Origin of the sequence: Methylobacterium sp. J-067 (assembly GCF_022829465.1) — a bacterium.
In the GTDB taxonomy this organism is placed as follows: Bacteria; Pseudomonadota; Alphaproteobacteria; order Rhizobiales; family Beijerinckiaceae; genus Methylobacterium; species Methylobacterium litchii.
In genome coordinates this window covers 36,997-63,549 of record NZ_JAKSXZ010000030.1, presented here as the reverse complement: position 1 = coordinate 63,549, position 26,553 = coordinate 36,997, and the positions used below count along the sequence as shown (strand labels likewise).

Below are 26,553 nucleotides of genomic sequence, written 5' to 3'. Positions count from 1 at the left end.
GACGAGGCGGACCAGACCGCCGCCCTCGTGCAGGCGCTCAGCCAGACCTCGGCGCGGATCGGGGACATGGTCGGGCTGATCTCCGGCATCGCCTCGCAGACCAACCTGCTGGCCCTCAACGCGACCATCGAGGCCGCCCGCGCGGGCGAGGCGGGGCGCGGCTTCGCCGTCGTCGCCGCCGAGGTGAAGGAGCTGGCCAACCAGACCGCCAAGGTCACCGAGGAGATCGCGGGCCAGATCGGCGAGGTGCAGGGCGTGACGGACAAGGCGGTCGCGGCGATCGGCGCGATCACCGGCCGGATCCGCGAGATCAACGCCGCCGCCGGCTCCATCGCCGCCGCCGTCGAGGAGCAGGGCGCGGCCACCCTGGAGATCGTCAGCAACGTCGCCCAGGCGGCGGACGGCACCGGCGAGGTGAAGAGCAACATCGTCGGCGTCGCCCGCGCCGCCGAGAGCACCCAGGAGGCCGCCGGGCAGGTCCTGTCGGCCGCCTCCGACCTGTCGCGGCAATCCGAACATCTCGGGGCCGAGATGGTGCGCTTCCTCGCCTCCGTGCGCGCGGCCTGAGACGGGCCTGGACCGTGCGGCGCCGAAGGGGCATCCCTTCGGCCGACAGAACGAGGACGAGCCCGTGCCGCAGCCGATCACGATCTTCATCGACGCCGATGCCTGCCCGGTGAAGGCCGAGACCTACCGCGTGGCCGAGCGCTACGGCCTGCATGTCTACGTGGTGGCCAACAGCTTCCTCAACGTGCCGCGCGAGCAGTGGATCGAGCGGGTCATCGTGTCGGACGGGTTCGACGCCGCCGACGACTGGATCGCCGAGCGCGCCGGCCCTCACTCCATCGTGATCACCGCTGACGTGCCCCTGGCGAGCCGCTGCGTGAAGGCGGGGGCGAGCGCCCTCTCGCCCACCGGCAAGGCGTTCACGGATTCCTCCGTCGGGATGGCGCTCGCCACCCGCAACCTCATGCAGGAATTACGGGAAGCCGGCGCGGTGACGGGCGGCCCGCCCCCGTTCTCGGCCAGGGACCGCTCCGCCTTCCTCGGCGCCCTCGACCGGGCCGTGATGCGGCTGCGCCGGGCGCATCCCTAAAAAAGATGCGACCTATGGCTCCGCTTCGGTGACGGCCCCGCATCTCGCCCTAGAACTGACGGCGAGTGAACGGGGAACGAAGCATGGAAACCTATAAGGACGTTCTCGCGGGCCAATGCCCCTTCGGCGGTGACCGCATCGGGGGCGCTGACACGTCCCCGCCGACCCTTGAGGACTGGTATCCCGACCGCCTGCGCGTCGAGATGCTTCACCAGAACGGTCCGCAGGCGAATCCGCTGGCGGATTTCGATTACCAGGCCGCCTTCGAGGCGCTCGACTACGAGCAGCTCAAGGCCGACATCCGCACGTTCCTGACGAGTTCGGTGGCGTGGTGGCCGTCCGATTACGGCAATTACGGCCCGCAGATGATCCGCATGGCCTGGCACTCGGCCGGCACGTACCGCATCGCGGACGGGCGCGGCGGCGCGGGCGAGGGCCTGCAGCGCTTCGCCCCGATCAGCTCGTGGTGGGACAACGGCAACACCGACAAGTCCCGCCGCCTGATCTGGCCGATCAAGCAGAAATACGGCAACGCCCTCTCCTGGGCCGACCTGATGGTGCTGACCGGAACGATCTCCCTGGAGATCATGGGTCTCCCCACCTACGGCTTCGCCGGCGGCCGCCGCGACGCCTGGGAGGCGGACAACGCCACCTACTGGGGCCCGGAACTCTGGGACCCGCACAACATCGAATCTCCCGACAGCATGGTCACCCGCGACAAGCGCTGGCGCGGCCAGAACGGCGACCCCGACTACGACCTGGAAAACCCGCTGGCGGCCTCCCACCAGGCGCTGATCTACGTGAACCCGGAAGGACCCTACGCCAACGGCGATCCGATGGGCTCGGCGCGGGACATCCGCGTCACCTTCACCCGCATGGCGATGAACGACGAGGAGACCGTCGCGCTGATCGCAGGTGGCCACGCCTTCGGCAAGAGCCACGGCATGGTGAAGGCGGACCGGATCGGCCCGCCGCCGGAGATCGCGCCCCTCGAGGCGATGGGGCTCGGCTGGCACAACCCGCAGGGCACGGGCGCGGCCGAGAACACGATGACGAACGGCATCGAGGGCTCGTGGATCCCGAACCCGACCCAGTGGGACAACGACTACCTGACGAACCTCTTCAAGTTCGAATGGAAACAGACGAAGAGCCCGGCCGGCGCCCTGCAATGGGAGCCCGAGGATCCGGACGCCCCCCGCACGCCGGACGCCCACATCCCCGGCAAGACCCATCCGCTCATGATGATGACGAGCGACATCGCGCTGAAGACCGACCCGGTCTATCGCGAGATCTGCCTGAAGTTCCTCAACGACTTCGACTACTTCACGCTGCAGTTCTCCAAGGCGTGGTACAAGCTCACCCACCGCGACATGGGCCCGAAGGAGCGCTACCTCGGCCCGGAGAAGACCCTTGAGCCGGACCTGCTGTGGCAGGACCCGATCCCAGCCGTCGATCACCCTCTGATCGACGCGGGCGACATCGCCGCCCTGAAGCAGGAGATCCTCGGCCTCGGGCATTCGGTGTCGGACCTCGCCTACGCGGCCTTCGCCTCGGCCTCCACCCACCGCAACACCGACAAGCGCGGCGGGGCGAACGGGGCGCGCATCGCGCTGGCGCCGCAGAAGGACTGGGCGATCAACCGCCGGGCCATGCCGGTGATCGAGGCCCTGAAGGGCGTCATGGCCGGGTTCAACGGCCGGGCCGGCGGCGGCAAGAAGGTGTCGCTCGCCGACCTCATCGTGCTCGGCGGCTGCGCGGCGGTGGAGAAGGCCGCCCGCGACGCCGGATCCTCGGTCACGGTGCCCTTCGCGCCGGGGCGGATGGACACCTCCGACGCGATGACCGACGCCGACAGCTTCGAATGGCTGAAGCCGGTGGTGGACGGGTTCCGCAACTACGTGGACGACCGCTTCGACCAGATCACGCAAGGCCGGGTCTCGCCGGAGCAGGTCTTCCTCGACCGGGCGCATCTGCTGGCGCTGACCGCCCCGGAATGGGTGGCGCTGACGGGCGGCGTGCGGGCGCTGAACCTAAACCACGACGGGTCCCGGCACGGCATCTTCACCAATCGGGTCGGTGTGCTGACGAACGACTTCTTCACCGTGCTGACCAGCATGGATTACGAGTGGAAGAAGACGGACGGCGCGGGCAAGGCGTTCACCCTCGATGACCGCGCGAGCGGGCAGACGAAGTACACGGCGACCCGCTGCGACCTCGTCTTCGGCGCGAACGCCCAGCTCCGCGCGGTGGCGGAGGTCTATGCCGGCACGGACGGGCAGGAGCGCTTCCTGCGCGACTTCGTGAAGGTCTGGGACAAGGTGATGAACCTCGACCGCTACGACCTGAAGCCGAACTGACGCCCAGACGGCGGCCGGGTCCTCCCGGCCGCCGCACGGCCAGCGCCCCACGCAGGGCTGGCGGCAAGCAACTTGCCAAGGGGTCCCAAACACTTTCCCCTGGGACACCATGGACCTGCACACGATCGAGACGACGATCCGGCTCCGCAGCCGGTCGGAGATGCCGGATTGGCGCGAGGGCGATGCATGGCTCGCGGGCGGCACGTGGCTCTATTCCGAGCCGCAGCCGGCGCTCCGCCGCCTGATCGACCTGACGAGCCTCGGCTGGCCGGCGCACGAGACCGGATCGGACGGGCTGACCCTCGCCGCCACCTGCACCGTCGCCGCCCTCGAACGGCTGGACCTGCCGGCAGCCTGGATCGCCGCGCCGCTGGTGCGGCAATGCTGCCGGTCGCTGCTCGGCTCGTTCAAGGTGTGGAACGGGGCGACAGTAGGCGGCAACCTCTGCCTCGCCCTGCCGGCCGGGCCGATCATCGCCCTGACGACCGCCCTGGAGGGCAGCTGCCTCCTCTGGGCGCCGGATGGGAGCGAGCGCCGCCTGACCGTGCCGGAGGTGGTGATCGGGCCGCAGCGGAACGCCCTCGCCCCCGGCGAGATCCTGCGCAGCGTCACCCTGCCGGCCTCGGCGCTGTCCCGGCGCACCGCCTTCCGGCGGATCAGCCTCAGCCCACACGGGCGCTCGGGGGCGCTGCTGATCGGGACGCTCGGCGCGGATGGGGCCTTCGCCCTCACGGTCACGGCCTCCGTGCCGCGCCCCCTACGCCTCGCCTTCCCGCGCCCGCCTGAGCGCGACGACCTGCTGCACGCGGTCGAGGCGGCAGTTCCCGAGGGCCTGTATTACGACGACGTTCACGGCCGCCCCGACTGGCGGCGCCACATGACCCTGCATTTCGCGGGCGAGATCCTGGCCGAGTTGACGGAGGTACGGGCGTGAGGCTGACGGTCAACGGGCATGCGCACGACGCCGACCCGCGCCCCGGCCAATGCCTGCGCACCGTCCTGCGCGAAGCCGGCTGGTTCGGGGTGAAGAAGGGCTGCGATGCGGGCGATTGCGGTGCCTGCACCGTCCATCTCGACGGCGAGCCGGTCCATTCCTGCCTCGTCCCGGCCTTCCGCGCCGAGGGCACCGAGGTCACGACCATCGAGGGCCTGTCCGGCCCGTGCCGGCCGGGCGAAGCCCGCGAACCGACCCATCCGGTCCAGGCGGCCTTCGTCGCCGCCCAGGGCTTCCAGTGCGGCTTCTGCACCCCCGGCATGGTGATGACCGCCGCCGCCCTGGACCAGGGCCGGCGCCAGGATCTCGGCGACGCCCTCAAGGGCAACCTCTGCCGCTGCACCGGCTACGGCGCGATCCGCGACGCCATCGCGGGCATCGCGCGCGTCGAGGCGCCGGAGGGGGCGTGCGTCGGCCGCTCCGTGCCGGCCCCGGCCGCGCCGTTGGTGGTGACGGGCACCGCCCGCTTCACCTTCGACATCCCCGAGGCCGGGATGCTGCACCTGAAGGTGCTGCGCTCGCCCCATGCCCATGCCCGGATCGTCGCCATCGACACCGGCCCGGCCCGCGCCGTGCCCGGCGTCGTCGCTGTCCTGACCCACGAGGACGCCCCCCCGCGCCGCTTCTCCACCGGGCGCCACGAAGACCCCCGCGACGACGCCGCCGACACGCTCGTGCTCGATCCCGTCCTGCGCTTCGCCGGCCAGCGCGTCGCGGCGGTGGTCGCCGAGACCGAGGCCGCCGCCGAGGCGGGCTGCCGGGCCCTTCGCGTCACCTACGAGGTGTTGCCCGCCCTGCTCGACCCCGCCCGCGCCCTCGACCCGGACGCGCCCCGCGTCCACGGCGAGACCAACCTCGCGGCGGAGGTGCGCGGCGAGGTCGGCGACGTCGCCGCCGGCATCGCCGAAGCCGATCTCGTCTACGAGGAGACCTTCACCTCGCAGCGGGTGCAGCACGCGCATCTCGAAACCCATGGCTGCGCCGGCTGGCGCGACGCCGACGGGCGCCTCACCCTCCGCACCAGCACGCAGGTGCCATTCCTGACCCGCGACGCCCTCTGCGCCCTGTACGATCTGCCGCGCGAGGAGATCCGCGTCCTATGCGGGCGGGTCGGCGGCGGCTTCGGCGGCAAGCAGGAGATGCTGACCGAGGATCTGGTAGCGCTGGCCGTCCTCAAGACCGGCCGCCCGGTGAAGTGGGAACTGACCCGGCAGGAGCAGTTCGCGGCCACCACCACCCGCCACCCGATGCGGGTGCGGGTGACCGTGGGCGCCAAGCGGGACGGGCGGATCACCGCGCTTGGTCTCGACGTGCTCTCCGACACCGGCGCCTACGGCAACCATGCCGGCGGCGTGCTCCACCACGGCTGCAACGAGGTGCTGGCGGCCTATTCCTGCCCGAACAAGCGGGTGGCGGGGCGGGCGGTCCACACCCACACCCCGCCGGCCGGCGCCTTCCGGGGCTACGGCCTCAGCCAGACGATCTTCGCCCTCGAGTCCGCCCTCGACGAGGTGGCGCGGCGGCTGGGCGTCGATCCCTTCGCCCTGCGCCGGATCAATGCCGTAAGGCCGGGCGAACCGCTGGTCGCCCACAGCCTGCACCCGCACGACGTGGTGTTCGGCAGCTACGGTCTCGACCAATGCCTCGACCTCGCGCAGGCGGCGCTCGCCGAGGATCCCGGCCCGGCGCCCGAGCTGGGCTGGCACGTCGGCACCGGCATGGCGATGGCGATGCTCGATACGATTCCCCCGCGCGGCCACCACGCCGAGGCCTTCGCCGCGCTCCTGCCCGACGGCACCTACCGGCTCCGCACCGGCACCGCCGAGTTCGGCAACGGCAGCCAGACGGTCCACCGCCAGTTCGCCGCGCAGGCGCTCCAGGCCGACCCGGCGCGGGTGCGGATCGAGGCCGCCGACACCGACGCGGTCGGGCACGATACCGGCGCCTACGGCTCGACCGGAACCGTCGTCGCGGGCCAAGCGGTCCACCGGGCGGCGCTGGCGCTCGCCGAGGCCATCCGCGCGCGGGCAGCCGAGCGGACGGGCGTAACGCCGGAGGCATGCCGCCTCGCGGACGGCACCGTCGAGACCCCCAAGGGCGTCATCCCGTTGAACGACCTCGCGCCGCTGGAGGCGTCGGGCCGGTCGAACGGCAGCCCGCGCTCGGTCGCCTTCAACGTCCAGGCCTTCCGGGTGGCGGTCCACCCGGTGAGCGGGGCCGTGCGCATCCTGACCAGCGTCCACGCCGCCGACGCGGGCGTGGTGATCAACCCGATGCAGTGCCGGGGGCAGGTGGAGGGCGGAGTGGCCCAGGCCCTCGGCGCCGCGCTCTACGAGGAGGTCGCCCTGGACGGGGAGGGCGCGGTGGCGACGCGGACCTTCCGCAACTACCACATCCCCGCCTGCGGCGACGTCCCGGACACGCGGGTGCTGTTCGCCGAGACGGACGATGCGGTCGGGCCGCTCGGGGCCAAGTCGATGAGCGAATCGCCCTTCAATCCGGTCGCGGCGGCGCTCGGCAACGCGATCCGCGACGCCACCGGCGCCCGCCTCACCGCCACGCCCTTCGCCCCGGATCGGATCTTCCGTGCCGTCGCGGCGGCGTGCGACCTGGGTGAGCGCCACCCGGTTTCTGATCAGGCTCGTTGAGACCGGCGGCAATAGTCATGTCGCCGTGAGCGCAAACTGTTCTCCCGGATTGCGTCGATTGCAGCGCGACATGCGTTCTTCGCAATTGCGGGATGACGGAATACAACATCCATCACGGCATTCGGCGAAAGATCGATTGACTCCGTTGCATGAAGCGAGGTGAAATGTCTCGACAAATATAAGGGAGGAACCATGGCCAAGTTCACGCTGGGTATCATGGCCGATGGCGATGACGAGCCCGTTCGCCGGATCGCGATCTCGGCCGGCGACGAATCGTCGGCGCAGTTCGCGGCCAACGCGGCCTACGAGAAGGTCCGCCGGGAATATCCCGACGCCACGGAGCTCCACCTGATGGACGGCGCCGGCCATGCCTGGAACCGCTCCGTCGCCTCGACCGGCTGGACCAGCCTGAACTGACCGGAACCTGCTGAACCGCCGTGCGCGCCGGATGGAATCACCCATCCGGCCGCTTTGTTCTGTGTATCCTCGTACAGTCCAGGGTTGACGCGCTGCGGTAGCGCCCAAGATCCCCCTTCGCACAAGCGTGGCCATATTGGCGCAACGAGGTGGGGAATGGGGCAAGTGAAGGGGCCGCGGCCGAAGACCGATCTGCAGGCCGTGCAGAAGAGGGCGGGGACCGAGCTGATCGACCGCATGGGCATCCGCACGGAGGCCGAGCGGGCGGAGATCATGATCCGGGAGGCCCGCAAGGCGCGCCTCGCCGCGCAGGCGAAGGCGCTGGCCAAGACCGAGTGACGACCCGGACGCCCTGATGCGCTAAAGCCCCTGCCGCCCGCATTCCGCGCGGGCGTATCCGGGGGTTTTCAGCGCATGGACCTGTTCGGCGGCGCGCTCAGCGTCAACTCGCCCGACGACATCGCCCACATCATCCAAGTCTCGCTCGCGCCGGCCTTCCTGCTTTCGGCGCTGGCGACGCTGCTCAACACCTTCTCGACCCGGCTCGCCCGGATCTCCGACAAGGTGAACGCGGCCGACCGAGAGTTGATGGGGGCGGACGAGGACGCGGCGCGGGCGATTTCCGTCCGGCTCGCCTTCCTGCACCGCCGGTCGATCCTCCTCGACGCGGCGGTGGTGCTCGCCTGCGTCGGGGCGGGGCTCGTGCTGAGTTCGATCCTGACCCTCTATGTCGGCGCCCTGCGCGATGGCGCGGCGGCCTCGGTGCTGTTCGCCCTGTTCGGCCTCGCCCTGGTGTTCACCGTCGCCGCCATCTGCGCCTTCCTGGCGGAGATCCTGCTCGCGGGGCGGGGCGTCCGCGTCGAGGTGGAGCGCCAGCGCGACGCCGCCTCGAAGCGCGGGGCCTGAGGCGCCGCGCCGCGCCTGGCCGCACGGCCGCCTGCCGGTATAGGGTGCGGACAACACACCTCGCGCGGGACGGAGGACCACGCCCGATGGACCCCACCATCACCACGGTCGAAGATCTGCGCCGGATCGCCAAGCGGCGGGTGCCGCGGATGTTCTACGATTACGCCGATTCCGGCTCGTGGACCGAGGGCACCTACCGGGCGAACGAGGACGACTTCGCCGCGATCCAGTTCCGCCAGCGGGTGGCGGTGGACATGACGAACCGCACGCTCGCCACCACCATGGCCGGGCAGGCGGTGGCGATGCCCGTCGCCCTGGCGCCCACCGGCATGACGGGGATGCAGCACGCGGACGGGGAGATCCTGGCCGCGCGGGCGGCGCAGGCCGCCGGGGTGCCCTTCACCCTCTCGACCATGAGCATCTGCAGCATCGAGGACGTGGCCGAGGCGGTCTCCGCGCCGTTCTGGTTCCAGCTGTATTTCATGCGCGACCGGGCCTTCAACGACCGGCTGATCGACCGGGCGGCGGCGGCGGGCTGCTCGGCGCTGGTCCTGACCCTCGACCTCCAGATCCTCGGGCAGCGCCACAAGGACATCCGCAACGGCCTCTCGGCGCCGCCGCGCCTGACGCCGTCCACGGTCCTCGACCTCCTCACCAAGCCGCGCTGGTGCCTGCAGATGCTCGGCACGAAGCGGCGGACATTCCGTAACATCGTCGGCCATGTCGAGGGCGTCGGCGATACGCGCTCGATCTCCGCCTGGACCTCGCAGCAATTCGACCCGCGCCTCGACTGGGACGACGTGGCCCGCATCCGCGACCGCTGGAAGGGGCCGCTGATCCTCAAGGGTATCCTCGACGCGGAGGATGCCGAGCGGGCCGTCGCCACGGGGGCCGAGTCGCTGGTCGTCTCGAACCATGGCGGGCGGCAGCTCGACGGCGCGCCGTCCTCCATCGCCATCCTGCCGGAGATCGTGGAGGCGGTGGGCTCGCGCATCGAGGTGCTGATGGATGGCGGCATCCGCTCGGGTCAGGACGTGCTGAAGGCCGTGGCGCTCGGCGCCAAGGGCGTCTTCATCGGCCGCTCGTTCCTCTACGGGCTCGGCGCGGGCGGGGAGGCGGGCGTCGCCCGCTGCCTGGAGATCATCCGCAAGGAGCTCGACATGACGATGGCGCTGTGCGGCCATCGCGACATCCGCGCCATCGACCGCGCGATCCTGCGCCCGCCCCACGGGCCGGACCTCACGGCCGCCAGGATGGGTTGAGCCGGTGACGGGGCTTGCGACGCCATCCCTCCTCAACCGCCTCGATCTCAAGACCCTGCGCCTCTTCGTGGCGATCTGCGAGGACGGCACGCTGAACGGCGCAGCCCGGCGGGCCGCCATCGCGCCCTCGGCGGTCAGCAAGCGCCTCGCCGAACTGGAACGCGCGCTGGGCTGCGACCTGCTGATCCGCGAGCCCAAGGGGATGCGCCCCACCCCCGCCGGGGAGACCCTGCTCCACCACACCCGCCGGATGCTCGCGAGCGCCGAGCAGATCAGCCTCGAACTCGCCGAACATGCCCGCGGCGTGCGCGGCTTCGTGCGGGTGCTCGCGAACCTCTCGGCCATCGTCGAGTTCCTGCCGGAGGACCTTCAGGCCTTCCTCGCCGCACAGGGGGAGATCCGCGTCGACCTAGAGGAGCGCCCGAGCAGCGGGGTCGTCGCCGGGGTGGAGGAAGGCGCCGCCGACCTCGGCATCTGCGCGGGCGGCACCGACACCCGCTCGCTCGACGCCTACCCCTACCGGAGCGACCGCCTCGTCCTCGTCGTCCCCGATGGCCATCCGCTCGCCGGGCGGGACTCCGTGGCGCTCGCCGACACCCTCGACCACGACCATGTCGGGATGCACCGGGAAAGCTCGATCTACGCCGCCCTGCGCGACGAGGCCCGCCGGCTCGGGCGCCCCCTGAAGCTGCGCATCCATGTGCCGAGCTTCGATGCGATCTGCCGGATGGCGCAGGCCGGAATGGGGCTCGGCGTCGTGCCGGAAGGGGTCTACGCCCTGCTCGGGCCACAGATGCGCGTCGCCGCCGTGCCCCTCACCGATCCGTGGGCGCAGCGCACGCTCCTCCTCGTCGTCCGGCCGGGCGCCCAGACGCCCGCCCCCGCGCTGCTGTTCGACCACCTGCGCCGGGCGGCCGGCTGACGCCTTAGCGTTCTCGTGCGGAGAACGCAGGCTCGCGCATGACGTTTAGACCCACTGGGCGCAATGAACTATTCTTCCATCAATCAACGATGGAGGAGCGCTCATGGCAAGCTCGGCAACCGCCCAGTCCCAGGGTCCGCTCGCTGGAATCCGCGTTCTCGAACTCGGCCAGCTGATCGCGGCACCGTTCGCCACCAAGATCCTCGCCGAATTCGGCGCCGAGGTCATCAAGGTCGAGCCGCCGAACGACGGCGACCCGCTGCGCAAGTGGCGCAAGATGCACGAGGGCACCTCGCTCTGGTGGTATCTTCAATCGCGCAACAAGAAGTCGATCGCGATCAACCTGAAATCGCCGGACGGCCTCGCGGTCGTGAAGGATCTCGTCCGCAGCGCCGACGTGGTGGTGGAGAATTTCCGCCCCGGCGGCCTGGAAAAGCTCGGCCTCGGCTGGGATGTGCTGCAAGAGCTGAACCCGAAGCTGGTGATGGTCCGCATCTCCGGCTACGGCCAGACCGGCCCCTATCGCGACCGGCCGGGCTTCGGCGCCATCGGCGAGTCGATGGGCGGCATCCGCTTCACCACCGGCAGCCCGGATTCCCCGCCCGCCCGCGTCGGCGTGAGCATCGGCGACACGCTGGCCTCGCTGCACGGGGTGATCGGCGCCCTGATGGCGCTGCTCCACGTCAAGACCGGCGGCGGCGCGGGTCAGGTGATCGACGTCTCGCTCGTGGAGAGCGTGTTCAACGTCATGGAAAGCCTCGTCCCGGAATACGACCTGCTGGGCGAGGTCCGCACCCGCACCGGCGGCGCGCTGCCGGGCATCACGCCCTCGAACACCTATCCCACGAAGGATGGCGGCTACGTCGTCATCGCCGGCAATTCGGACCCGATCTTCCGCCGCCTGATGAATGCCATCGGCCGCCCGGACCTCGCCGAGGACCCGTCGCTGCGCGGCAATGACGGCCGCAGCGCCGTGGCGGCGATGCTCGACGGGGTGATCGCCGACTGGACGAAAGTGCGCACCGTCGAGGAGGCCCTGGAGGTCCTCGACGGTGCCGACGTGCCGGCGGGCCGCATCTACTCGGTCGCCGACATCGTGGCCGACCCGCATTACGCCGCCCGCGACATGATCCTGGAGGCGGAACTGCCCGGCGGGACCACCGTGAAGATGCCGGGGATCGTGCCCAAGCTCTCCGGCACGCCGGGTTCGGTGCGCTGGCAGGGCCCGGCGCTCGGCGCCCACACGGACGACGTCCTGGCCGATCTCGGCCGCGACGCCGAGACCATTGCACGCCTGCGCCGCGAGGGAGCCGTCCAATGAGCGGGGATGCCATGCTGATCCAGGAGGTCGCCACCCGCGACGGGTTCCAGATCGAACCCGTCTTCGTGGAGACCGCCGACAAGATCGCCCTGATCGACGCCCTCTCGGCCGCCGGCTTCTCGCGGATCGAGGTCTCGTCCTTCGTCTCGCCGAAGGCGGTGCCTGCGCTCCGTGACGCCGCCGAGGTCTTCGCCGGGATCACCCGCCGGCCCGGCACGGTCTACGTGGCGCTGGTGCCGAACCCCAAAGGCGCGGAGCGGGCGCTCGCCGCCAAGGTGGACGAGATCAACCTCGTCGCCTCCGTGAGTGAGACCCACAACCGCGCCAACATGGGCATGACGCCCGCCGCCTCGATCGAGGGCTTCGGCAAGATCATGGAGGCGGTGAAGGGCTCCGGCGTCTCCACCAACGCCACCGTCGCCACGGCCTTCGGCTGCCCCTTCGAGGGCGACCAGCCGGCGGACAAGGTGATGGCGCAGGTGGAGCGCTACCTCGCGCTGGGCGTCGAGAACGTCACCCTCGCCGACACGACCGGCATGGCCAACCCCCGTCAGGTGGAGGCCCTGGTCGCGCGGGCGCTGACCCTGGTGCCGGCCTCGACGCTGACGCTCCACTTCCACAACACCCGCGGCCTCGGCCTCGCCAACGTGCTGGCCGCCTACAAGGTCGGCGCCCGTCGCTTCGATGCGGCGCTCGGCGGCCTCGGCGGCTGCCCCTTCGCGCCGGGGGCCACGGGCAACATCTGCACCGAGGATCTCGCCAACATGGCGGAGGAGATGGGCATCGCGACGGGCCTCGACCTTGAGGCGCTGATCGGCCTCTCCCGCGATCTCCCCCGCCTCGTCGGGCACGACGTGCCGGGGCAGGTCGCCAAGGCGGGGCGTCCTTGCGACCTTCACCCGATCCCGCAGGCCGCCTGAGGCCTTCGCCCCCCGCAAACCCCGTCCCGACCGGACGCCGCCAGAGAAGCGGCGCCGGGCGGCACGCGGGCGCATGCCGCCCGAAGTCTTGGAGGAAATAAGATGAGCGCCGTCACCACCAGCCCGCTCGCGGGCGTGGCCGAAGTCACGGAAAGCAGCGTGGTCCGCAAGGCTGCGTGGCGGCTGATGCCGCTGATCATGATCTGCTACATGTTCGCGTTCTTCGACCGCATCAACATCAGCTTCGCGAAGTTCCAGCTCCAAAGCGACCTCGGCTTCAGCAACGTCGCCTACGGGCTCGGGGCGAGCATGTTCGTGATCGGCTACGTGATCTTCGAGGTGCCCTCGAACCTGTTCCTCTACAAGGTCGGGGCGCGGCGTTGGATCGCCCGCATCATGATCTCCTGGGGCATCGCCACGGCGCTCATGGTGTTCATCAGCACCGAGTGGCAGTTCTACGCCCTGCGCTTCCTCATCGGCGCCATGGAGGCGGGCTTCGCGCCGGGCATCCTCTATTACCTGACCCTGTGGTTCCCGGCCTCGTTCCGCGGCCGCGTGACGTCCTTCATGTTCGTCGCCTCGGCCTTCTCCGGCATCTTCGGCGCGCCGATCGCGGGCCTGATCCTCGGCGGGCTCAACGGCGTGGCGGGTCTTGCCGGCTGGCAATGGCTGTTCCTGGCCGGTGGCCTGCCCTGCCTCCTCCTCGGCGTGCTGGTGTTCCTGCGCCTCGACGACCGGATCTCCGACGCGCGTTGGCTGACGCAGGAGGAGAAGGATCTCCTCTCCTCGAAGATCGCCCACCACAACCGGGACATCGGCGACCATTCCCTTTGGGGCGCGATCAAGCTGCCGGGCTTTCTGCTCATTGCGCTGGTCTACTTCCTGCTCCAGATCGGCTCCTACGGCCTGAACTTCTGGGGGCCGGACCTCATCAAGACCGCCACGGGCGGGTCGGCGGCCTCGGTCGGCTTCCTCACCGCCATCCCCTATATCTGCGGCGCGATCAGCATGGTCGTCGTCGGGCGCCTGTCCGACGCCTCGGGCGAGCGGCCGAAATTCGTCGCCGGCCTCGCCATCGCGGCGGCCCTCGGCTTCTTCGCCGCCGGCCTGTTCGACAAGCAGATCGTGCCCCTGATGATCGCGCTGGCGCTGGTCGGCTCCGGCATCGTCGCCTCGATCCCAACCTTCTGGACCCTGCCGGCCAAGCTCGTCACCGGCGTCGGCGCGGCGGGGGGCATCGCCCTCATCAACACGCTCGGCCAGTTCGGCGGCATCGTCAGCCCCGTGGCGGTCGGCTGGGTGAAGGACCTCACCGGCTCCACCACCCCGGCCCTCTACGGGATTGGCGTTCTCTGCCTCGTCGCGGCGGCGCTGCTCCTGTTCGCCACCCCGGCGAGCCTGCGCCGGAACGATCGCGGTCTCTGACCCCCGCGCCGCATCCTCTTGCGGGTGCGGCGCCCTACATGGTCCTGCGGCGCTCCCCTCAGGATCCGCATGCCCATGGCCCCGCATCCGAACCCCCTTCCCGTCGGCCCCGGCCAGGAAAGCGTGTGGGATTACCCGCGCCCGCCCCGGCTGGAATCCGTGCCGGAGCGCCTGCGCATCGTCTTCGACGGCATGATTATCGCCGACACCACGAGCGGCTGGCGGGTGCTGGAGACGAGCCACCCGCCGACCTACTACATCCCGGCGGAGGACATCGCCTCCGGCAGCCTCGCCCGGATCGCCAGCGGCAGCTTCTGCGAATGGAAGGGCCGGGCGATCCATTTCGACGTGGTCGGGCCGACCCGCCGGGCCTCGCAGGCGGCCTGGGCCTACCCGACCCCGACCCCGGATTTCGGGCCAATCGCCAACCACGTCGCCTTCTACGCGGCGCCGATGGATTCATGCCATGTCGGCGACGACCTCGTGACGCCCCAACCCGGCGGCTTCTACGGCGGCTGGATCACCCCCCGCATCGTCGGCCCGTTCAAGGGTGGACCCGGTAGCCAGGGCTGGTGACGGACTGTATCTGTCCTGCCGCACCCGGGCGTATTGAGGCGACCGGTACCGATCGTTCATTGACGGTCTAGGCAGCGATTGCCGATAATGTCCGACTTGTGACGGTGGTTTACGACGTGTTTATAATCCGTCACGCACGAAGTCAGAGCTGAAACTATGCAAACCGACGCGATGAGCGCCGGGCCGGAACGGGTCTGCGAGCCCGTCCGGACAACAACCATCGCGTTCACGCCGCCCTTGACCTCCCGGGAGCCGACTGGGCCCGTCGCGCGGCGCCTGCTGTTCTACGTGCCCGGCTACGATCCCGATTCCGAGCGCCGCTACCGCACCCTGTTCCTGCGGGAAATCCGCCGCTACGCCAAAGTGTTCGGCGTCCCGATGCCGAAGGTCGGCTGCCCGACGGCGAGCGAGGACGGCAACCGCCAGAGCTGGGACGTCGAGACCGGGGGCGGCCGCACCCGCACGGAGTACGAACTCCTCCTGTGGAGCGACCTCGTCCGCCGGGACATGGGCAAGCCGCGCGTCGTCGGGATCGGCCTCAACGCCTGGGCGACGCTGAACTTCGCCGTCAACGGCACGCTGGCCGGCCTCTACCGCACCAGCTGGAAATGCGCGAACGTAATGGTGTACCCGTTCGTCGGGTCGCTCCTGCTGCTGATGGCGCTCCTGGTGGCGAGCTTCGCCGGGCATGGGCTGCTGCATCATGGGTTCGGCCTGCCGGGCTGGTTCGCCCTGCTGGTGGGGATCGTCGCCAGCTTGGTCGGCCTGAAGTTTCTGGCCCCGCGCCTCGACCGCGCCTTCCTCTGGCAATTGATGCACGATTGCGTCTTCCACTGGCAGCACGCGTGCGGGAAACGGCCGGATTACGACGCGCGGGTGGAGGCCTTCGCCGCGCACATGCGCGACCGCATCCGCGAGAGCCAAGCCGACGAGGTGATGATCGTCGGACACTCGACCGGCGGCCTGACCGCCGTCGAACTCGCCGTCCGCCTCCTCGCCGAAGACCCGACCCTCGGGGAGGCCGGCGGCCCGGTCCTCTCGCTCCTGACCCTCGGCTCCTGCCTGCCGATCGTGGCCCTGCAGCCCGACGCCCGCGCCACGCGGGCGGCGGTGGCGCAGCTCGTGACCTCGCGGCGGCTGACCTGGGTCGATTTCCAGGCGCCGCAGGATTGGATGAACTTCCCCGGCTTCAACCCGGCCCGCGACCTGCCCCTCGGCCTGTCCGAGGGCGAGATGGCCAACCCGATCATCCGCTCGGCCAAGTTCGCCGAGATCATCAACCGGCAGACCTACGAGCGCATCCGCCTGCGGCCCTTCCGGATGCATTTCCAGTTCCTGATGGCGAACGACCATGCCGGGGTGTTCGACATCTTCGCCCTGACCCTCGGCCCCCGCAGCCTGCGCGACCGGGTCCTCTCCGAGGATACCTCACTCCTCGACGCGCCCGCGACCGCCTGACCGGCTGCGCATTCGGGACGTCATCACCGGTACAAACTCACCATTGAAGGCGCGGTGTGCCGGCACATCTCCCTCTCGAACAGGATTGCCTCGCACAGGACGCGTCGCCCATGGCCGAAGACAAGGACAAGCCGTCCGCGAACCATCTCAAAGGTTCGGTGAAGGAGGCCATCGGCAAGCTCACCGGCGACACACGGATCGCGGAAGAGGGCCAGCGCGAGAAGCAGGGCTCCAAGGCCACCCCGGGCAAGGCCAACCGAGGGGCCTAATGCAGGCCGAGGGAGTCCGCGTAGCCGGCCGCGCGCCCCTCGACGGTGGCGCGATTGTACCGCTTGCGCGCCGCGAGGTCCCGCGCGGCGAGGCCGTGGCGGAAGGCGAAATCCTCGTCGCGCGCATCCATCGCGGCGATGGCGGCCTTGGGCTCGGGATGGAGATCCATGCCGAAATGCCGCCCCCAGAACGCGCCCTCGGTCCGCGCGGTGGCGGCGTGCCGGGTCCATGCGATCGGATGTGAGTGGAAGACGACGGCCTCGTTCACGTAGGCCTTCTGGAAGCCCGCCCGCAGCATCTCGTCGGCCCAGACCTGATCCTCGCCCCATGGAATTTCGGGATAGGGCAGGACCGCCCAGGCGGCCCGCGCCATCGCGGAGTTGTTGTCGGAATAGAACTGCCGCACCCGGCGCCACAGGCTGCCGCCGGGATGGAAGAAGCTCGGCAGGCCGGTCTCGCGGTCGATGACCGGCGGCAGCAGGGCGAGGGCGTCGAACATCTCGGTCAGGTCGCGGCGGGTGAAGGCGTCGTGCTCGGGATAGGCCTCGTGTCGGCCGATCACGCCGGCGACCCGCGCCCCGCGGTCGAAGCCCGAGATCAGGTAGGCGAGCCACAGATCGTTCCGGGGCAGGGCATCCTGCGTGAGAACCGCGACGAAGGTCCCGTCCGTCAGTTCGATGCCGCGGTTGCGCGTCCGACCATGCTGGAACTCCGCGTTCGGGATCGTCTCCAGCCGCAGGCGGGGGTCCCGGCGGCGGCGGACGAGATCGGGGGTGCCGTCCGTCGAACCGCTGTCGATGACGAGCAGGTCGTAGGGGAAGACGCAGCGCTGGCCGAGGACGGCATCGAGGACGCGCGCGAACTCGTGGCCCGCGTTGAAGGTCGGGATGAACACCGACACCCGCCGCCCGCGATGGACGCTCGGCGCGAGGCACCGTTCCGGATCGACGGACCTGAAGCCGCGCTCCCCCAGCCGTTCGAACAGGGCGGCCTCGACCATCCGCGCGCTCCGCGCCCAGGACGTGGTCGCCACGAAGTCGCGGCCCTTCCGCCGCTGCCGCTCCCGGCGCTGCGGATCGGCCATCAGTGCCTCGACCGCGTCGGCGATGGCGTGGGGCAGGGGCTTGGCGAGGCTTACCTCGCCGTCGCGGAAGATCGCGCGGGTGCTCGGCGCGTCGATCTCCACCACCGGCAGGTCGCAGGCCATCATCTCCAGCGGGATCAGCGAATAGTTGGTCGCCGAGAAGACGAGCCCGATGTCGCTGTCCCGGTAGAGGTCGCCCAGCGCCTCCGGGCTCAGGATGCCGTGCTGCGTGTGGGGGAAGTCGTACGGGACGGCGAGGCCGGCCTCGCCGAACAGGTCGGCGTGGAAGGCGACGCCCCGCCGGTGCAGGTCCTCCAGCGCCGCGAGCCCGAGGCCGACCGCCCGGCGCGGCGTGTAGCCCCTGGCGTAGAAGGCGATGCGGGGGACCTTCGGGGGCAGGCTCCGCGCCGGCCCCGGATAATAGACCTCGTGGTCGGCGCAGAGGTCCCAGTTGCGGGCCCAGAGGCCGCGCGCGCTCATCAGGTCGGTCAGCCACCGTCCAGCGCAGAGGGTGGGGAAGCCGAAATCGTAGGTCGATTCCGCCAGGAGCTGCAGCTCTCCCATCGGATGGAAGCTCGGCTCGTAATCCTGCACGAAATAGAACCGCTCCTTGAAGTTCGGCGCCTCGGCGGCGGGGAAGGCGGTCCAGCAATCGGTGACGATCAGGCAATCGCCCGCCAGTTCGCGCACGTCCTCCGGCAGGAAGCGGACATGGACCCTCTCGCCGATGGGCCTGTACCAGTCCCGGATCGCCGTCCTGGCGGCGGCCTGGTCGCGGAAGGTGACGGCGTTCTGGATCCAGATCGTCTGATGGTGCCCGAACTCCTCCAGGCGCTCGACCATGCGGAAGATCGTCATGTGTCCGCCCGCGCCACGGCCGAAGGAGGGGATGATCCAGTGGATGTCGAGGGCCCGCGCGTTGTGGATCCGGGCGAGGGGGGCGAGGGGCTGGAGCGGGCGGCGGGCGATGCGCGGGGTGTCGCGCTGCCATCGCGCCGGCACGGTGGCAGCGGAATCCTCCCGCACCGGCAGACCGGCCAGGGGCGCCGGCTGCGCCCGGCGGGGCGTGATGTAGCTGACGACCCGGCCTCCCGACGCGCGGACCACGATCGGCAGGAGGCGTTCGAGGACGTGGGCGAAGGTGGCATCGAGCTGGCCGCGCTCGTCCTCGAAGCGTTCGAAGGTGCCATAGGCCTCGATGAGGGGCCGCAGCGGCGCCGTCCGGTACCACGCCATCGCGCCGGCCGGGTAATCGCTGCCCCGCCAGGGGAAGCCGTCGTGGCCGAGCTGGCGCAACGCCGCATCGATCCTGCCGGCATTGGCCTCCTCCGCCGTGAAGCGGCGGATCATGTGGAAGTTTCGCGGGAACAGGCATCCGAGATCGGGCGCGTCCGAGAAGGTCCGCAGGATCGTGGCGACCAGGGCGGGCGACCCCATCGTCTGGTCGAACAGGTAGCGGCGCCAATCGTCGCCCCAGGCGACATGCGGACTGCGCTTCGTGTGGACGTGGAGCAGGATGTCGTAACCGAACCACAGGTCCCGGCACCCGACGAGGAGCGGGCCGAGGTCGCGCCCCCGGTTCGGCACTACGCGGACCTCATACCGCCCGTCCCGCCACTCCCGCCGGCAGACGTTCTCGATGAACAGCCGGTCGGCTTCGGAGACGACCGTGATGACGGCCACCGCCATCGGCGGCAGCGAGCGCAAGCGCGGCAGCAACTCCCCGATCAGTTCGGGATAGTAGCAATGCGCGTGGACAGCGAGCGTGAGGCCCGCCATGTCCTCCTCCGGCACGGTGGAGGCGGGGTCCAGCACGATTCCGTTCGCCCCAAAGCCCGGGGCGCCCATTCGGTCGGCGATCCGGACCTGATGGACAAGGGGATTGCTGTAGGGCGGCCGGCTCCTCATGATCTCGCGCTTGTATTCGTAGATGTCGAAACCGGGCGCCGGATCACGATCCTCGTGCTGGCCGTGGGCGATGAAGTGTTCGTACGGCCTCATCCCCGACCCTTCGGCATCGGGATTCATGGAACGGTAAAACGCTTCGTCGAAATGCTTGCGAAATTGAGCCACGACCCCGGGGCCGACGTCCGTGGGCGATCCCACCCGCTCCGCCCACTCGTAGCTGCCGTACCACGCGATGCAGAGCTCGGCGGGATTGGCATCGGATGCCATCCTGTCCCAATGCGCCTCGCAGAAGGCATCGACATCGAAGGACGGGCTCGGGACCCTTCGTTCCCGCGCGCCGTGTCTCAAGTAGTGAACGAGAGGGTTATGGCCAGACCTCCGAACGTCGGGATATTTTTCGAGGTAGAAGGCGGTATCGAAAAATCGAGATGGGGCATACCCGCGCTTCCATCCCGATAGATAGAAATGCTTAGCTCCATTGGCTATCGTTCTAATACGATGATTGCGGAAGTAAAACGCTTCGTCGAAAAGATTACTGGCTTTTATAAGATCTATGTTGATCTTTTCGCGCCGATTTAGAAGTATTACTTTAAACAAACTCATGTCTTTCGCCCAAACGCACCCCAACGCATTCGCTATTCGTCACGATCTTACTCGGACAGAAGGCGCGAATGTTCTGCGGCTCGCGAGAGCGATTTGCAAGCGGGGAAACCGGGGACAAGCCACCGGGATGGCGGATTTCGGTTCGTTCGGCGAGGGCGGACGCAACGAACCTTCGCCACATCATCGCCCAGAAGTGGCGGTTAAGCTCGACCGTAGACGAGACGTTGAGGCCCCATCGAGCAACCCGGGAGCGGAGCCTCCCTGGCAGAGGACAGCGAAGCCGCATGCAACGTGCCGAGGCGATCTCTTCGACAGCGCGGATCGGAATCCTGCTCCTGAGCGCCGGGTTGAGCGCCTGCAACTCCGTGAATCCCACCGCCACGGGCGGGCTCGCCATCCAGAGAACCGCCCTTCAGGTCTCCGACGAGGAGCGCGATTGCCTCGGCCGGGCGATGTATTTCGAATCGAAGCGCAACGACGCCGAGGGCCTGCTGGCCGTGGGCACGGTCGTGATGAACCGAATGGAAGCCGCGATGTTTCCGGGCGGCATCTGCGCGGTGGTGGGCCAGCCCGGCCAGTTCGCCAGCGGCGTGCTCACGAAGCCGATGCAGGAGAAGGACCTCGACAAGATCGCCGAGGTGGCCGATGCGGTCCTGGCCGGCGAGCGGCACCCCAAGGTCGGGAAGGCGATGTTCTTCCACACCGCCGGCTATCACTTCTCCTACAAGAACATGCATTACGTGGCGGCGGCCGGGGGCAACGTCTTCTACGAGAAGACACCCCGGACGCAGACCTCCACCCCCTTCGCGGCGACGCCGACTTCGGTCGCCGCCGCCGAGCCGCCCGCCGGCCAATAGGGCCGGCGCGCAGCCCTGCCCGCGCCGCTCAGCCGAGGCGGTGGAGGGCGCAGAGCTTGTTGCCGTCGGGATCGCGGAGATAGGCGAGGTAGAGCCGCCCGGCGGAGCCGTTGCGCTCGCCCGGCGGGTCCTCGGCGGCGGTCCCGCCGTTCTCGGTCCCGGCCCGGTGCCACGCATCGGCCTCCTCCGGCGATGCGACGCCGAAGCCGATGGTCCCGCCGTTGCTTACGGTGGCGGGCTCCCCGTCGATGGGCTTGCTGATCATGAACAGCGCCCCGCGATGGAAGTAGAGCACGCGGCCCAGCGGATCCTCCTGGCCCGGCTTGCCGCCCATGGCGGCGAACAGGGCATCGTAGAAGGCCTTCGACCGGGCCATGTCGTTGGTACCGACCATCACGTGGCTGAACACGGGCATTCTCCTCCTGTGGTTCCCGCCTCAGCTAGCTGTCCGACGCGCGAGATCAACCGTCGGTGGCATAGACAAGTCCAGGCGGATAGCGGCGGCTTTGACAAGCTCGGCCACTCGTGAGACCGCTCGTTGAGGTAGCGCGCCGGAGGGTGGGCTCCCCGGTCTGCCTCGAAGGGGCCTTCCTTTACTGCGACCGTGCCACGCTTCGAATCGGCGGGCGCGATCCCGAGCGGCCCGGCGGGACCCGATGCACGAGAGACCGAACGCGACGATGTGCATCCCGGTCTGCCTGATGGACGGTGGCGCGACGGGGCTGGCCCTGCGCGAGCACGATTGGGCCACGTCCCCCCTCGGCGATCCCGCGACATGGCCGGCGAGCCTCGCGACGCTCGTGGGCGTCATGCTCGGCGCGCACCAGCCGACCTTCATCCTTTGGGGGCCGGAGCGACGGCTCCTCTACAACGACGCCTATGCCCGGCTCCTCGGGGCGGCGCATCCGGCCGCCCTCGGCCGCGATTACCGCGAGGTCAGGCACGCGGTCGCGGCGGATCCGGAACCTCTCCTGGCCGAAGCCTGGGCCGGCCGCGCCGTCCACGCGGACGGCCCGCATGGCCCCTGGGCCTGCCTGTCCTGCGTGCCCGTCCGCAATGCGGCCGGCGGCGTGGACGGATTGTACGGCACCTGCACCGAGGGCGCCGGCCCCGCGCTCGGCGAAAGCCGCCGCCGCGAGACCGAGGAGCGGCAATCCTTCCTCCTCGCCCTCAGCGATGCGCTCCGGCCCCTGAGCACGCCAGCCGAGATCGTCGAGGTGGCCTCCCAGCGGCTCGGCGCGCGGGTCGGCGCGAGCCGCGTCTTCTACGCCGAGATCGCCGGCAGCCTGATGACGGTCGAGTGCGAGTACATCGACGGCGTCGGCACCATCGTCGGCCAGCATTCGCTGGCGGCCTTCGGGCCCGACCTCCTGACCGCCTATCGCGACGGCGGGGTCGTCGCCGTCGAGGACGTGCCCTCGGACCCCCGGTTCAACCCCGAGGCGCGGGCGGGCCTGGGCTCGCGCGAGGTCGGGGCCTTCGTCGACGTCGTGCTGTTCCGGGGCGAGGAATGGGTCGGCCTGCTGGCAGTGCAGAGCGCGGTCCCACGCGCCTGGACCCCGGAAGAGGGGTCGCTGATCCGGGAGGTGGGCGAGCGCGTCAAGACCGCGATCGAGCGCGCCCGCGCCGAGGTTGCCCTGCGCGAGAGCGAGGAGCAGCTGGCGGCGATCTTTGCGGGCGCGTCCGTCGGCCTGTCCGAGGTCGATGCCGGGGGCCGCTTCCTGCGGGTCAACACCGAACTGTGCCGCATCCTCGGGCGCCCGGCGGAGGAATTGCTGCAACTCGGCATCGCCGACGTGACCGATCCCCTCTCGGTCGCGCAGAGCGCGGCGACGCTGGCGCAGGCGGTCGAGACCGGGCACGGCGCCGGCCTCGACAAGATCTACCGCCGCCCCGACGGCACGACGGTCTGGGCGAGCAGCAGCATCCGGCGGATGGACGACGCGCAGGGCCGCTTCAGGAACCTGCTGATCGTCACCGTCGATCTCAGCGAGCGACGGGAGGCCGAGCAGCGGCTGGCCGAGAGCGAGCGCCGGCTCCAGCACCTCAACGAGACCCTGGAACAGCAGGTCTCCGAGCGCACCGCCGAGCGCAACCTGTTCGCCACGATCGTCGAGCGGACCGACATCATGGTGATGGCGGTCGATCTGACCTACACCATCCTGGCCATCAACCGAGCGAATGCGGACGAGTTCGCGCGCATCTACGGCGTGCGTCCGAAGGTCGGCGACAACATGCTCGACCTCCTGGCCGACCAACCCGAGCATCAGGCCCAGGTGAAGGCCGGGTGGGGGCGGGGGCTCGCGGGCGAGGAACTGACCTTCGTCCACGAATACGGCGATCCCGCCCGGGCGCGCCCGGCCTACGAGATCAGCTTCCGCACCCTGCGCAACGAACGGGGCGAGCGCACCGGCTGCTACCAGTTCGTCATGGACGTCTCGGAGCGGCTACGCGGCCAGGACGAGCTGCTGCAAGCCCAGGAGGCCCTGCGCCAATCGCAGAAGCTGGAGGCGGTCGGCCAGCTCACGGGGGGCGTGGCGCACGACTTCAACAACCTTCTGACGATCATCCGCTCGTCGGTGGATTTCCTGCGCCGGCCCGACCTGCCGGAGGCGCGCAAGCGCCGCTACCTCGACGCCGTGTCGGACACGGTCGACCGGGCGGCTAAGCTCACCGGCCAGCTCCTCGCCTTCGCCCGGCGGCAGGCGCTCAAGCCCGAGGTGTTCAGCGTCGGCCAGCGGGTGCGCGCCATCGCCGACATGCTCGACACCCTGACCGGCGCGCGGGTGCAGGTGCTGATCGAGGCACCGGATTCGAACTGCCACATCCGTGCGGACGTCAGCCAATTCGAGACCGCGCTGGTCAACATGGCGGTCAACGCCCGGGACGCCATGGACGGGGAGGGCACCCTCATCCTGCGCGTGACCTGCGGCGCGGCGCTGCCGGCCGTCCGGGGCCATGCCGGCTCCGGGACGCCCTTCGTGGCGATCGCCTTGACCGACACGGGCATCGGCATTCCCCAGGACCGGATCGGGCGGATCTTCGAGCCCTTCTTCACCACCAAGGAGGTGGGCAAGGGCACGGGCCTCGGGCTCAGCCAGGTCTTCGGCTTCGCCAAGCAGTCGGGTGGCGACGTGGATGTCCGCAGCGTCGTCGGCGAGGGCACCACCTTCACCCTCTACCTGCCCGAGGTCGCGGTGTCGGAGATGCCCGCGGGCGAGCGCGAGCGGGAGGAGGGGCTGGCCCCCCTCGGCTGCGGACAGAGCATCCTCGTCGTGGAGGACAATGTCGGGGTCGGCCAGTTCGCGACGCAGATCCTGGAGGACCTGGGCTACCGGCCGACCTGGGCCGGCAACGCCGAGGAGGCCCTGGAACGGCTCGGCGACGACGGGAACGGGTTCGATCTGGTGTTCTCGGACGTCGTGATGCCGGGCATGGGCGGGGTCGCCCTCGCCCGGGAGTTGCAGGGGCGCCTGCCTCACCTGCCGGTGATCCTGACCTCGGGCTACAGCCACGTCCTCGCGCAGGAGAGCGACCACGGCTTCGCCCTGCTGCACAAGCCCTATTCGGCCGAACAGCTCGGCCGCATCCTGCATCGGGTGCTCGGCAGCCGGCTCGCGCTGGCGGCCCCGGCGGCCTAAGTCCGGGCCGGCCCCGGCGCGAACCTACTTCCGGTCGCCGGGCAGGACCGCGCTCAGCATCTGCCGGGCGGTGTCCACGAGCAGGTGGCGCTCCTTCGGATCTCCCTTGCCGAGCATCGACATGAAGCTCTTCACCTGATCCAGGGTGAAGAAGGGCGGCAGGGGCGGCACCTCGGGGTCGGTCTTCACCTCCAGCACCACCGGCACGGAGCTCGCCAGCGCCTCGTCCCAGGCGGCGCCGACCTGGGACGGGTCATCGACATAGATCCCCTTCAGGCCGATCAGCTCCGCGAACTTGTGGTAGGGCACGTTCGGGATGGTCTGGCTCGCCTCGAATTTCGGGTTGCCCTCCATCACGCGCTGCTCCCACGTGACCTGATTCAGGTCCTCGTTGTTGAACACGCAGCAGACGAAGGTCTGGTTCGACCAGCGGTGCCGGTACTTCGCCACCGTTATCAGCTCGGCCATGTTGTTCATCTGCATGGCGCCGTCGCCGACCAGCGCGATCACCGGCCGGTCGGGATGGGCCACCTTCGCCGCGATGGCGTAGGGCACCGCCGCGCCCATGGAGGCCAGCCCCCCGGAGAGCGAGCACATCTGGCCCCGGCGCATCTTCAGGTCGCGGGCATACCAGTTGACGCAGGAGCCGGAATCCGAGGTCACGATCACCCGCTCGGGCATGCGCGGGGAGAGCTCCCAGGTCACGCGCTGCGGGTTCACCGGGTTGGCCTTGGCCATGGCCCGGTCCTCCGCCTCCTTCCACCACGCGGCGACGCCCTTCTCGATGCCCTTGCGCCAGGAACCGCCCTCCTTCTTCTGCTCCAGCAGAGGGAGCAGGGCGTTCAGCGTCTCGACCGAGTCGCCGCAGAGCGGTACCTCCATAGGGTAGCGGAGCGACAGCATCGCCGGGGCGATGTCGATCTGCACGCCCCGGGCCTGTCCCTCCTCGGGCAGGAACTCGGCCCAGGGGAAGCCGGAGCCGATCATCAGCAGGGTGTCGCAGCCGGCCATCATGTCGGAGGAGGGCTTGGAGCCGAGGAGCCCGATCGTGCCGGTCACGAAGGGCAGGTCGTCGGGCAGGGCCGCCTTGCCGAGCAGGGCCTTCGCCACGCCGGCCTGGAGCCTGTCGGCCACCGCGATCACCTCGTCGGTGGCGTGGAGCGCCCCCGCGCCCACGAGGATCGCGACCTTCTTGCCGGCGTTCAGGACGTCGGCGGCCCGGCGCAGGTCGGCCTCGAAGGGCACGACCTTCGGCGCGGTGTAGCCGACGCCGGAGAAGGTGTTGCCGTGCTTGCGCACGGGCGGCTCGTAGGGGACGTCCTGCAGGTCGTTCGGCAGGATGATCGCCGTCACCTTCCGCTCGCCCTTGGCGATGCGCATGGCGCGGTCGACGATGTGCCGGACCTGCGCGGGGGAGGAGGCCTGCTGCACGTAGGCCGTCACGTCCTTGAAGACGCTCGTGAGGTCGAGTTCCTGCTGGTAATGGGCGCCGTGGACGTTGCGCGCCTGCTGGCCGGCGATGACGAGCATCGGCACATGGTCGGAATAGGCGTCGTACATGCCCGTCAGCAGATGGGTCGCGCCGGGGCCGGAGGTGGCGAGGCACACGCCGACCTCCCCTGTGAACTTGGAATAGGCCGAGGCCATGAAGGCCGCCATCTCCTCGTGGCGGACCTGGATGAACTCGAAGGGCAGATCGTTGCGCTGGAGAGAGCCGAGAAGCCCGTTGATGCCGTCGCCGGGATACCCGAAGATCTTGGTCACGCCCCATTCGGCGAGGCGCTTCCAGAAGAAGTCGGCGACGGCCTCTGCCATGGGGGCTCCTTGCATGCGGGCCGCGTCGGCGGCCATGTCGTCCCCGGTAACAACCCGTGGGAAACCCAGTTCC

The 26,553-nt window shown here is 69.9% G+C and carries 21 protein-coding genes; 18 read left to right on the top strand and 3 right to left on the bottom strand.

All coding sequences use genetic code 11. The features are described 5' to 3' along the window. The 16 genes from MKK52_RS02310 to MKK52_RS02235 all read left to right on the top strand — a co-directional run. On the top strand, nt 1-567 hold a 567-nt coding region (locus MKK52_RS02310; RefSeq protein ID WP_243952139.1), incomplete at its 5' end, for a methyl-accepting chemotaxis protein. Between the two features lie 64 nt (nt 568-631). Further along, nucleotides 632-1,096 (top strand): YaiI/YqxD family protein, encoded by a 465-nt coding sequence (locus MKK52_RS02305; RefSeq protein WP_243952138.1) that lies wholly within the window; start codon nt 632-634, stop codon nt 1,094-1,096. Between the two features lie 83 nt (nt 1,097-1,179). Continuing rightward, nucleotides 1,180-3,453, top strand: a complete 2,274-nt coding sequence (gene katG / locus MKK52_RS02300) for a catalase/peroxidase HPI (RefSeq protein WP_243952137.1) — start codon at nt 1,180-1,182, stop codon at nt 3,451-3,453. 109 nt (nt 3,454-3,562) lie between these two features. Next, on the top strand, nt 3,563-4,387 hold the full coding sequence (locus tag MKK52_RS02295) for an FAD binding domain-containing protein (protein ID WP_243952136.1): 825 nt from the start codon (nt 3,563-3,565) through the stop codon (nt 4,385-4,387). Further along, nucleotides 4,384-7,095: a molybdopterin-dependent oxidoreductase gene (locus MKK52_RS02290; protein WP_243952135.1), complete on the top strand. Its 2,712-nt coding sequence runs from the start codon at nt 4,384-4,386 to the stop codon at nt 7,093-7,095. The genes MKK52_RS02295 and MKK52_RS02290 overlap by 4 nt, the downstream gene beginning before the upstream one ends. Before the next feature lie 192 nt (nt 7,096-7,287). Further along, a complete protein-coding gene (locus MKK52_RS02285) occupies nt 7,288-7,512 on the top strand; it encodes a hypothetical protein (RefSeq protein ID WP_243952134.1) in 225 nt (74 codons plus the stop codon). 156 nt (nt 7,513-7,668) lie between these two features. After that, nucleotides 7,669-7,851, top strand: a complete 183-nt coding sequence (locus MKK52_RS02280) for a hypothetical protein (RefSeq protein WP_243952133.1) — start codon at nt 7,669-7,671, stop codon at nt 7,849-7,851. A 75-nt stretch (nt 7,852-7,926) separates the two neighbouring features. Then, entirely contained in the window at nt 7,927-8,418 is a 492-nt protein-coding gene (locus MKK52_RS02275) for a DUF2721 domain-containing protein (protein ID WP_243952132.1), read from the top strand. 86 nt (nt 8,419-8,504) lie between these two features. Further along, complete coding sequence (locus MKK52_RS02270) at nt 8,505-9,680, top strand: alpha-hydroxy acid oxidase (RefSeq protein WP_243952131.1); 1,176 nt, start codon at nt 8,505-8,507, stop codon at nt 9,678-9,680. 4 nt (nt 9,681-9,684) lie between these two features. Further along, a complete protein-coding gene (locus MKK52_RS02265; RefSeq protein WP_243952130.1) occupies nt 9,685-10,602 on the top strand; it encodes a LysR family transcriptional regulator in 918 nt (305 codons plus the stop codon). 103 nt (nt 10,603-10,705) lie between these two features. Then, nucleotides 10,706-11,923, top strand: a complete 1,218-nt coding sequence (locus tag MKK52_RS02260; protein ID WP_243952129.1) for a CaiB/BaiF CoA transferase family protein — start codon at nt 10,706-10,708, stop codon at nt 11,921-11,923. Further along, entirely contained in the window at nt 11,920-12,843 is a 924-nt protein-coding gene (locus tag MKK52_RS02255; RefSeq protein WP_243952128.1) for a hydroxymethylglutaryl-CoA lyase, read from the top strand. The genes MKK52_RS02260 and MKK52_RS02255 overlap by 4 nt, the downstream gene beginning before the upstream one ends. A gap of 102 nt (nt 12,844-12,945) precedes the next feature. Next, nucleotides 12,946-14,268, top strand: a complete 1,323-nt coding sequence (locus MKK52_RS02250; RefSeq protein WP_243952127.1) for an MFS transporter — start codon at nt 12,946-12,948, stop codon at nt 14,266-14,268. Nucleotides 14,269-14,343: 75 nt separating this feature from the next. Then, nucleotides 14,344-14,844 carry a DUF427 domain-containing protein gene (locus tag MKK52_RS02245; protein WP_409564607.1) on the top strand — a complete coding sequence of 167 codons (501 nt, stop codon included), beginning with the start codon at nt 14,344-14,346 and terminating at the stop codon, nt 14,842-14,844. 156 nt (nt 14,845-15,000) lie between these two features. After that, complete coding sequence (locus MKK52_RS02240) at nt 15,001-16,302, top strand: alpha/beta fold hydrolase (protein WP_243952125.1); 1,302 nt, start codon at nt 15,001-15,003, stop codon at nt 16,300-16,302. A 110-nt stretch (nt 16,303-16,412) separates the two neighbouring features. Next, nucleotides 16,413-16,571: a CsbD family protein gene (locus MKK52_RS02235; protein WP_243952124.1), complete on the top strand. Its 159-nt coding sequence runs from the start codon at nt 16,413-16,415 to the stop codon at nt 16,569-16,571. On the opposite strand, the gene MKK52_RS02230 is transcribed toward MKK52_RS02235, so the two are convergent. Beyond that, nucleotides 16,568-19,657: a rhamnan synthesis F family protein gene (locus MKK52_RS02230; RefSeq protein ID WP_243952123.1), complete on the bottom strand. Its 3,090-nt coding sequence runs from the start codon at nt 19,655-19,657 to the stop codon at nt 16,568-16,570. The genes MKK52_RS02235 and MKK52_RS02230 overlap by 4 nt on opposite strands. A 794-nt stretch (nt 19,658-20,451) precedes the next feature. Here MKK52_RS02230 and MKK52_RS02225 point away from each other — a divergent pair. Beyond that, the gene (locus tag MKK52_RS02225) at nt 20,452-21,024 is read left to right on the top strand and encodes a cell wall hydrolase (RefSeq protein ID WP_243952122.1); all 573 of its coding nucleotides are present in this window, start codon (nt 20,452-20,454) and stop codon (nt 21,022-21,024) included. 28 nt (nt 21,025-21,052) lie between these two features. On the opposite strand, the gene MKK52_RS02220 is transcribed toward MKK52_RS02225, so the two are convergent. Further along, the gene (locus tag MKK52_RS02220) at nt 21,053-21,433 is read right to left on the bottom strand and encodes a VOC family protein (RefSeq protein WP_243952121.1); all 381 of its coding nucleotides are present in this window, start codon (nt 21,431-21,433) and stop codon (nt 21,053-21,055) included. 247 nt (nt 21,434-21,680) lie between these two features. Here MKK52_RS02220 and MKK52_RS02215 point away from each other — a divergent pair, with 247 nt between their 5' ends. After that, complete coding sequence (locus MKK52_RS02215; protein ID WP_243952120.1) at nt 21,681-24,665, top strand: PAS domain-containing protein; 2,985 nt, start codon at nt 21,681-21,683, stop codon at nt 24,663-24,665. 24 nt (nt 24,666-24,689) lie between these two features. Here the strand turns inward: MKK52_RS02215 and MKK52_RS02210 are convergent, their stop codons facing one another. After that, nucleotides 24,690-26,480 (bottom strand): thiamine pyrophosphate-requiring protein, encoded by a 1,791-nt coding sequence (locus MKK52_RS02210; protein WP_243952119.1) that lies wholly within the window; start codon nt 26,478-26,480, stop codon nt 24,690-24,692. Nucleotides 26,481-26,553 lie beyond the last annotated feature (73 nt).

Coding starts and splice junctions, on each gene's coding strand:
- katG (WP_243952137.1), top strand. CDS start 1,180: ATGGAAACCTATAAGGACGTTCTCGCGGGCCAATGCCCCTTCGGCGGT.
- MKK52_RS02295 (WP_243952136.1), top strand. CDS start 3,563: ATGGACCTGCACACGATCGAGACGACGATCCGGCTCCGCAGCCGGTCG.
- MKK52_RS02285 (WP_243952134.1), top strand. CDS start 7,288: ATGGCCAAGTTCACGCTGGGTATCATGGCCGATGGCGATGACGAGCCC.
- MKK52_RS02280 (WP_243952133.1), top strand. CDS start 7,669: ATGGGGCAAGTGAAGGGGCCGCGGCCGAAGACCGATCTGCAGGCCGTG.
- MKK52_RS02275 (WP_243952132.1), top strand. CDS start 7,927: ATGGACCTGTTCGGCGGCGCGCTCAGCGTCAACTCGCCCGACGACATC.
- MKK52_RS02270 (WP_243952131.1), top strand. CDS start 8,505: ATGGACCCCACCATCACCACGGTCGAAGATCTGCGCCGGATCGCCAAG.
- MKK52_RS02260 (WP_243952129.1), top strand. CDS start 10,706: ATGGCAAGCTCGGCAACCGCCCAGTCCCAGGGTCCGCTCGCTGGAATC.
- MKK52_RS02255 (WP_243952128.1), top strand. CDS start 11,920: ATGAGCGGGGATGCCATGCTGATCCAGGAGGTCGCCACCCGCGACGGG.
- MKK52_RS02250 (WP_243952127.1), top strand. CDS start 12,946: ATGAGCGCCGTCACCACCAGCCCGCTCGCGGGCGTGGCCGAAGTCACG.
- MKK52_RS02245 (WP_409564607.1), top strand. CDS start 14,344: ATGGCCCCGCATCCGAACCCCCTTCCCGTCGGCCCCGGCCAGGAAAGC.
- MKK52_RS02240 (WP_243952125.1), top strand. CDS start 15,001: ATGCAAACCGACGCGATGAGCGCCGGGCCGGAACGGGTCTGCGAGCCC.
- MKK52_RS02235 (WP_243952124.1), top strand. CDS start 16,413: ATGGCCGAAGACAAGGACAAGCCGTCCGCGAACCATCTCAAAGGTTCG.
- MKK52_RS02230 (WP_243952123.1), bottom strand. CDS start 19,657: ATGAGGCCGTACGAACACTTCATCGCCCACGGCCAGCACGAGGATCGT.
- MKK52_RS02225 (WP_243952122.1), top strand. CDS start 20,452: ATGCAACGTGCCGAGGCGATCTCTTCGACAGCGCGGATCGGAATCCTG.
- MKK52_RS02215 (WP_243952120.1), top strand. CDS start 21,681: ATGCACGAGAGACCGAACGCGACGATGTGCATCCCGGTCTGCCTGATG.
- MKK52_RS02210 (WP_243952119.1), bottom strand. CDS start 26,480: ATGGCAGAGGCCGTCGCCGACTTCTTCTGGAAGCGCCTCGCCGAATGG.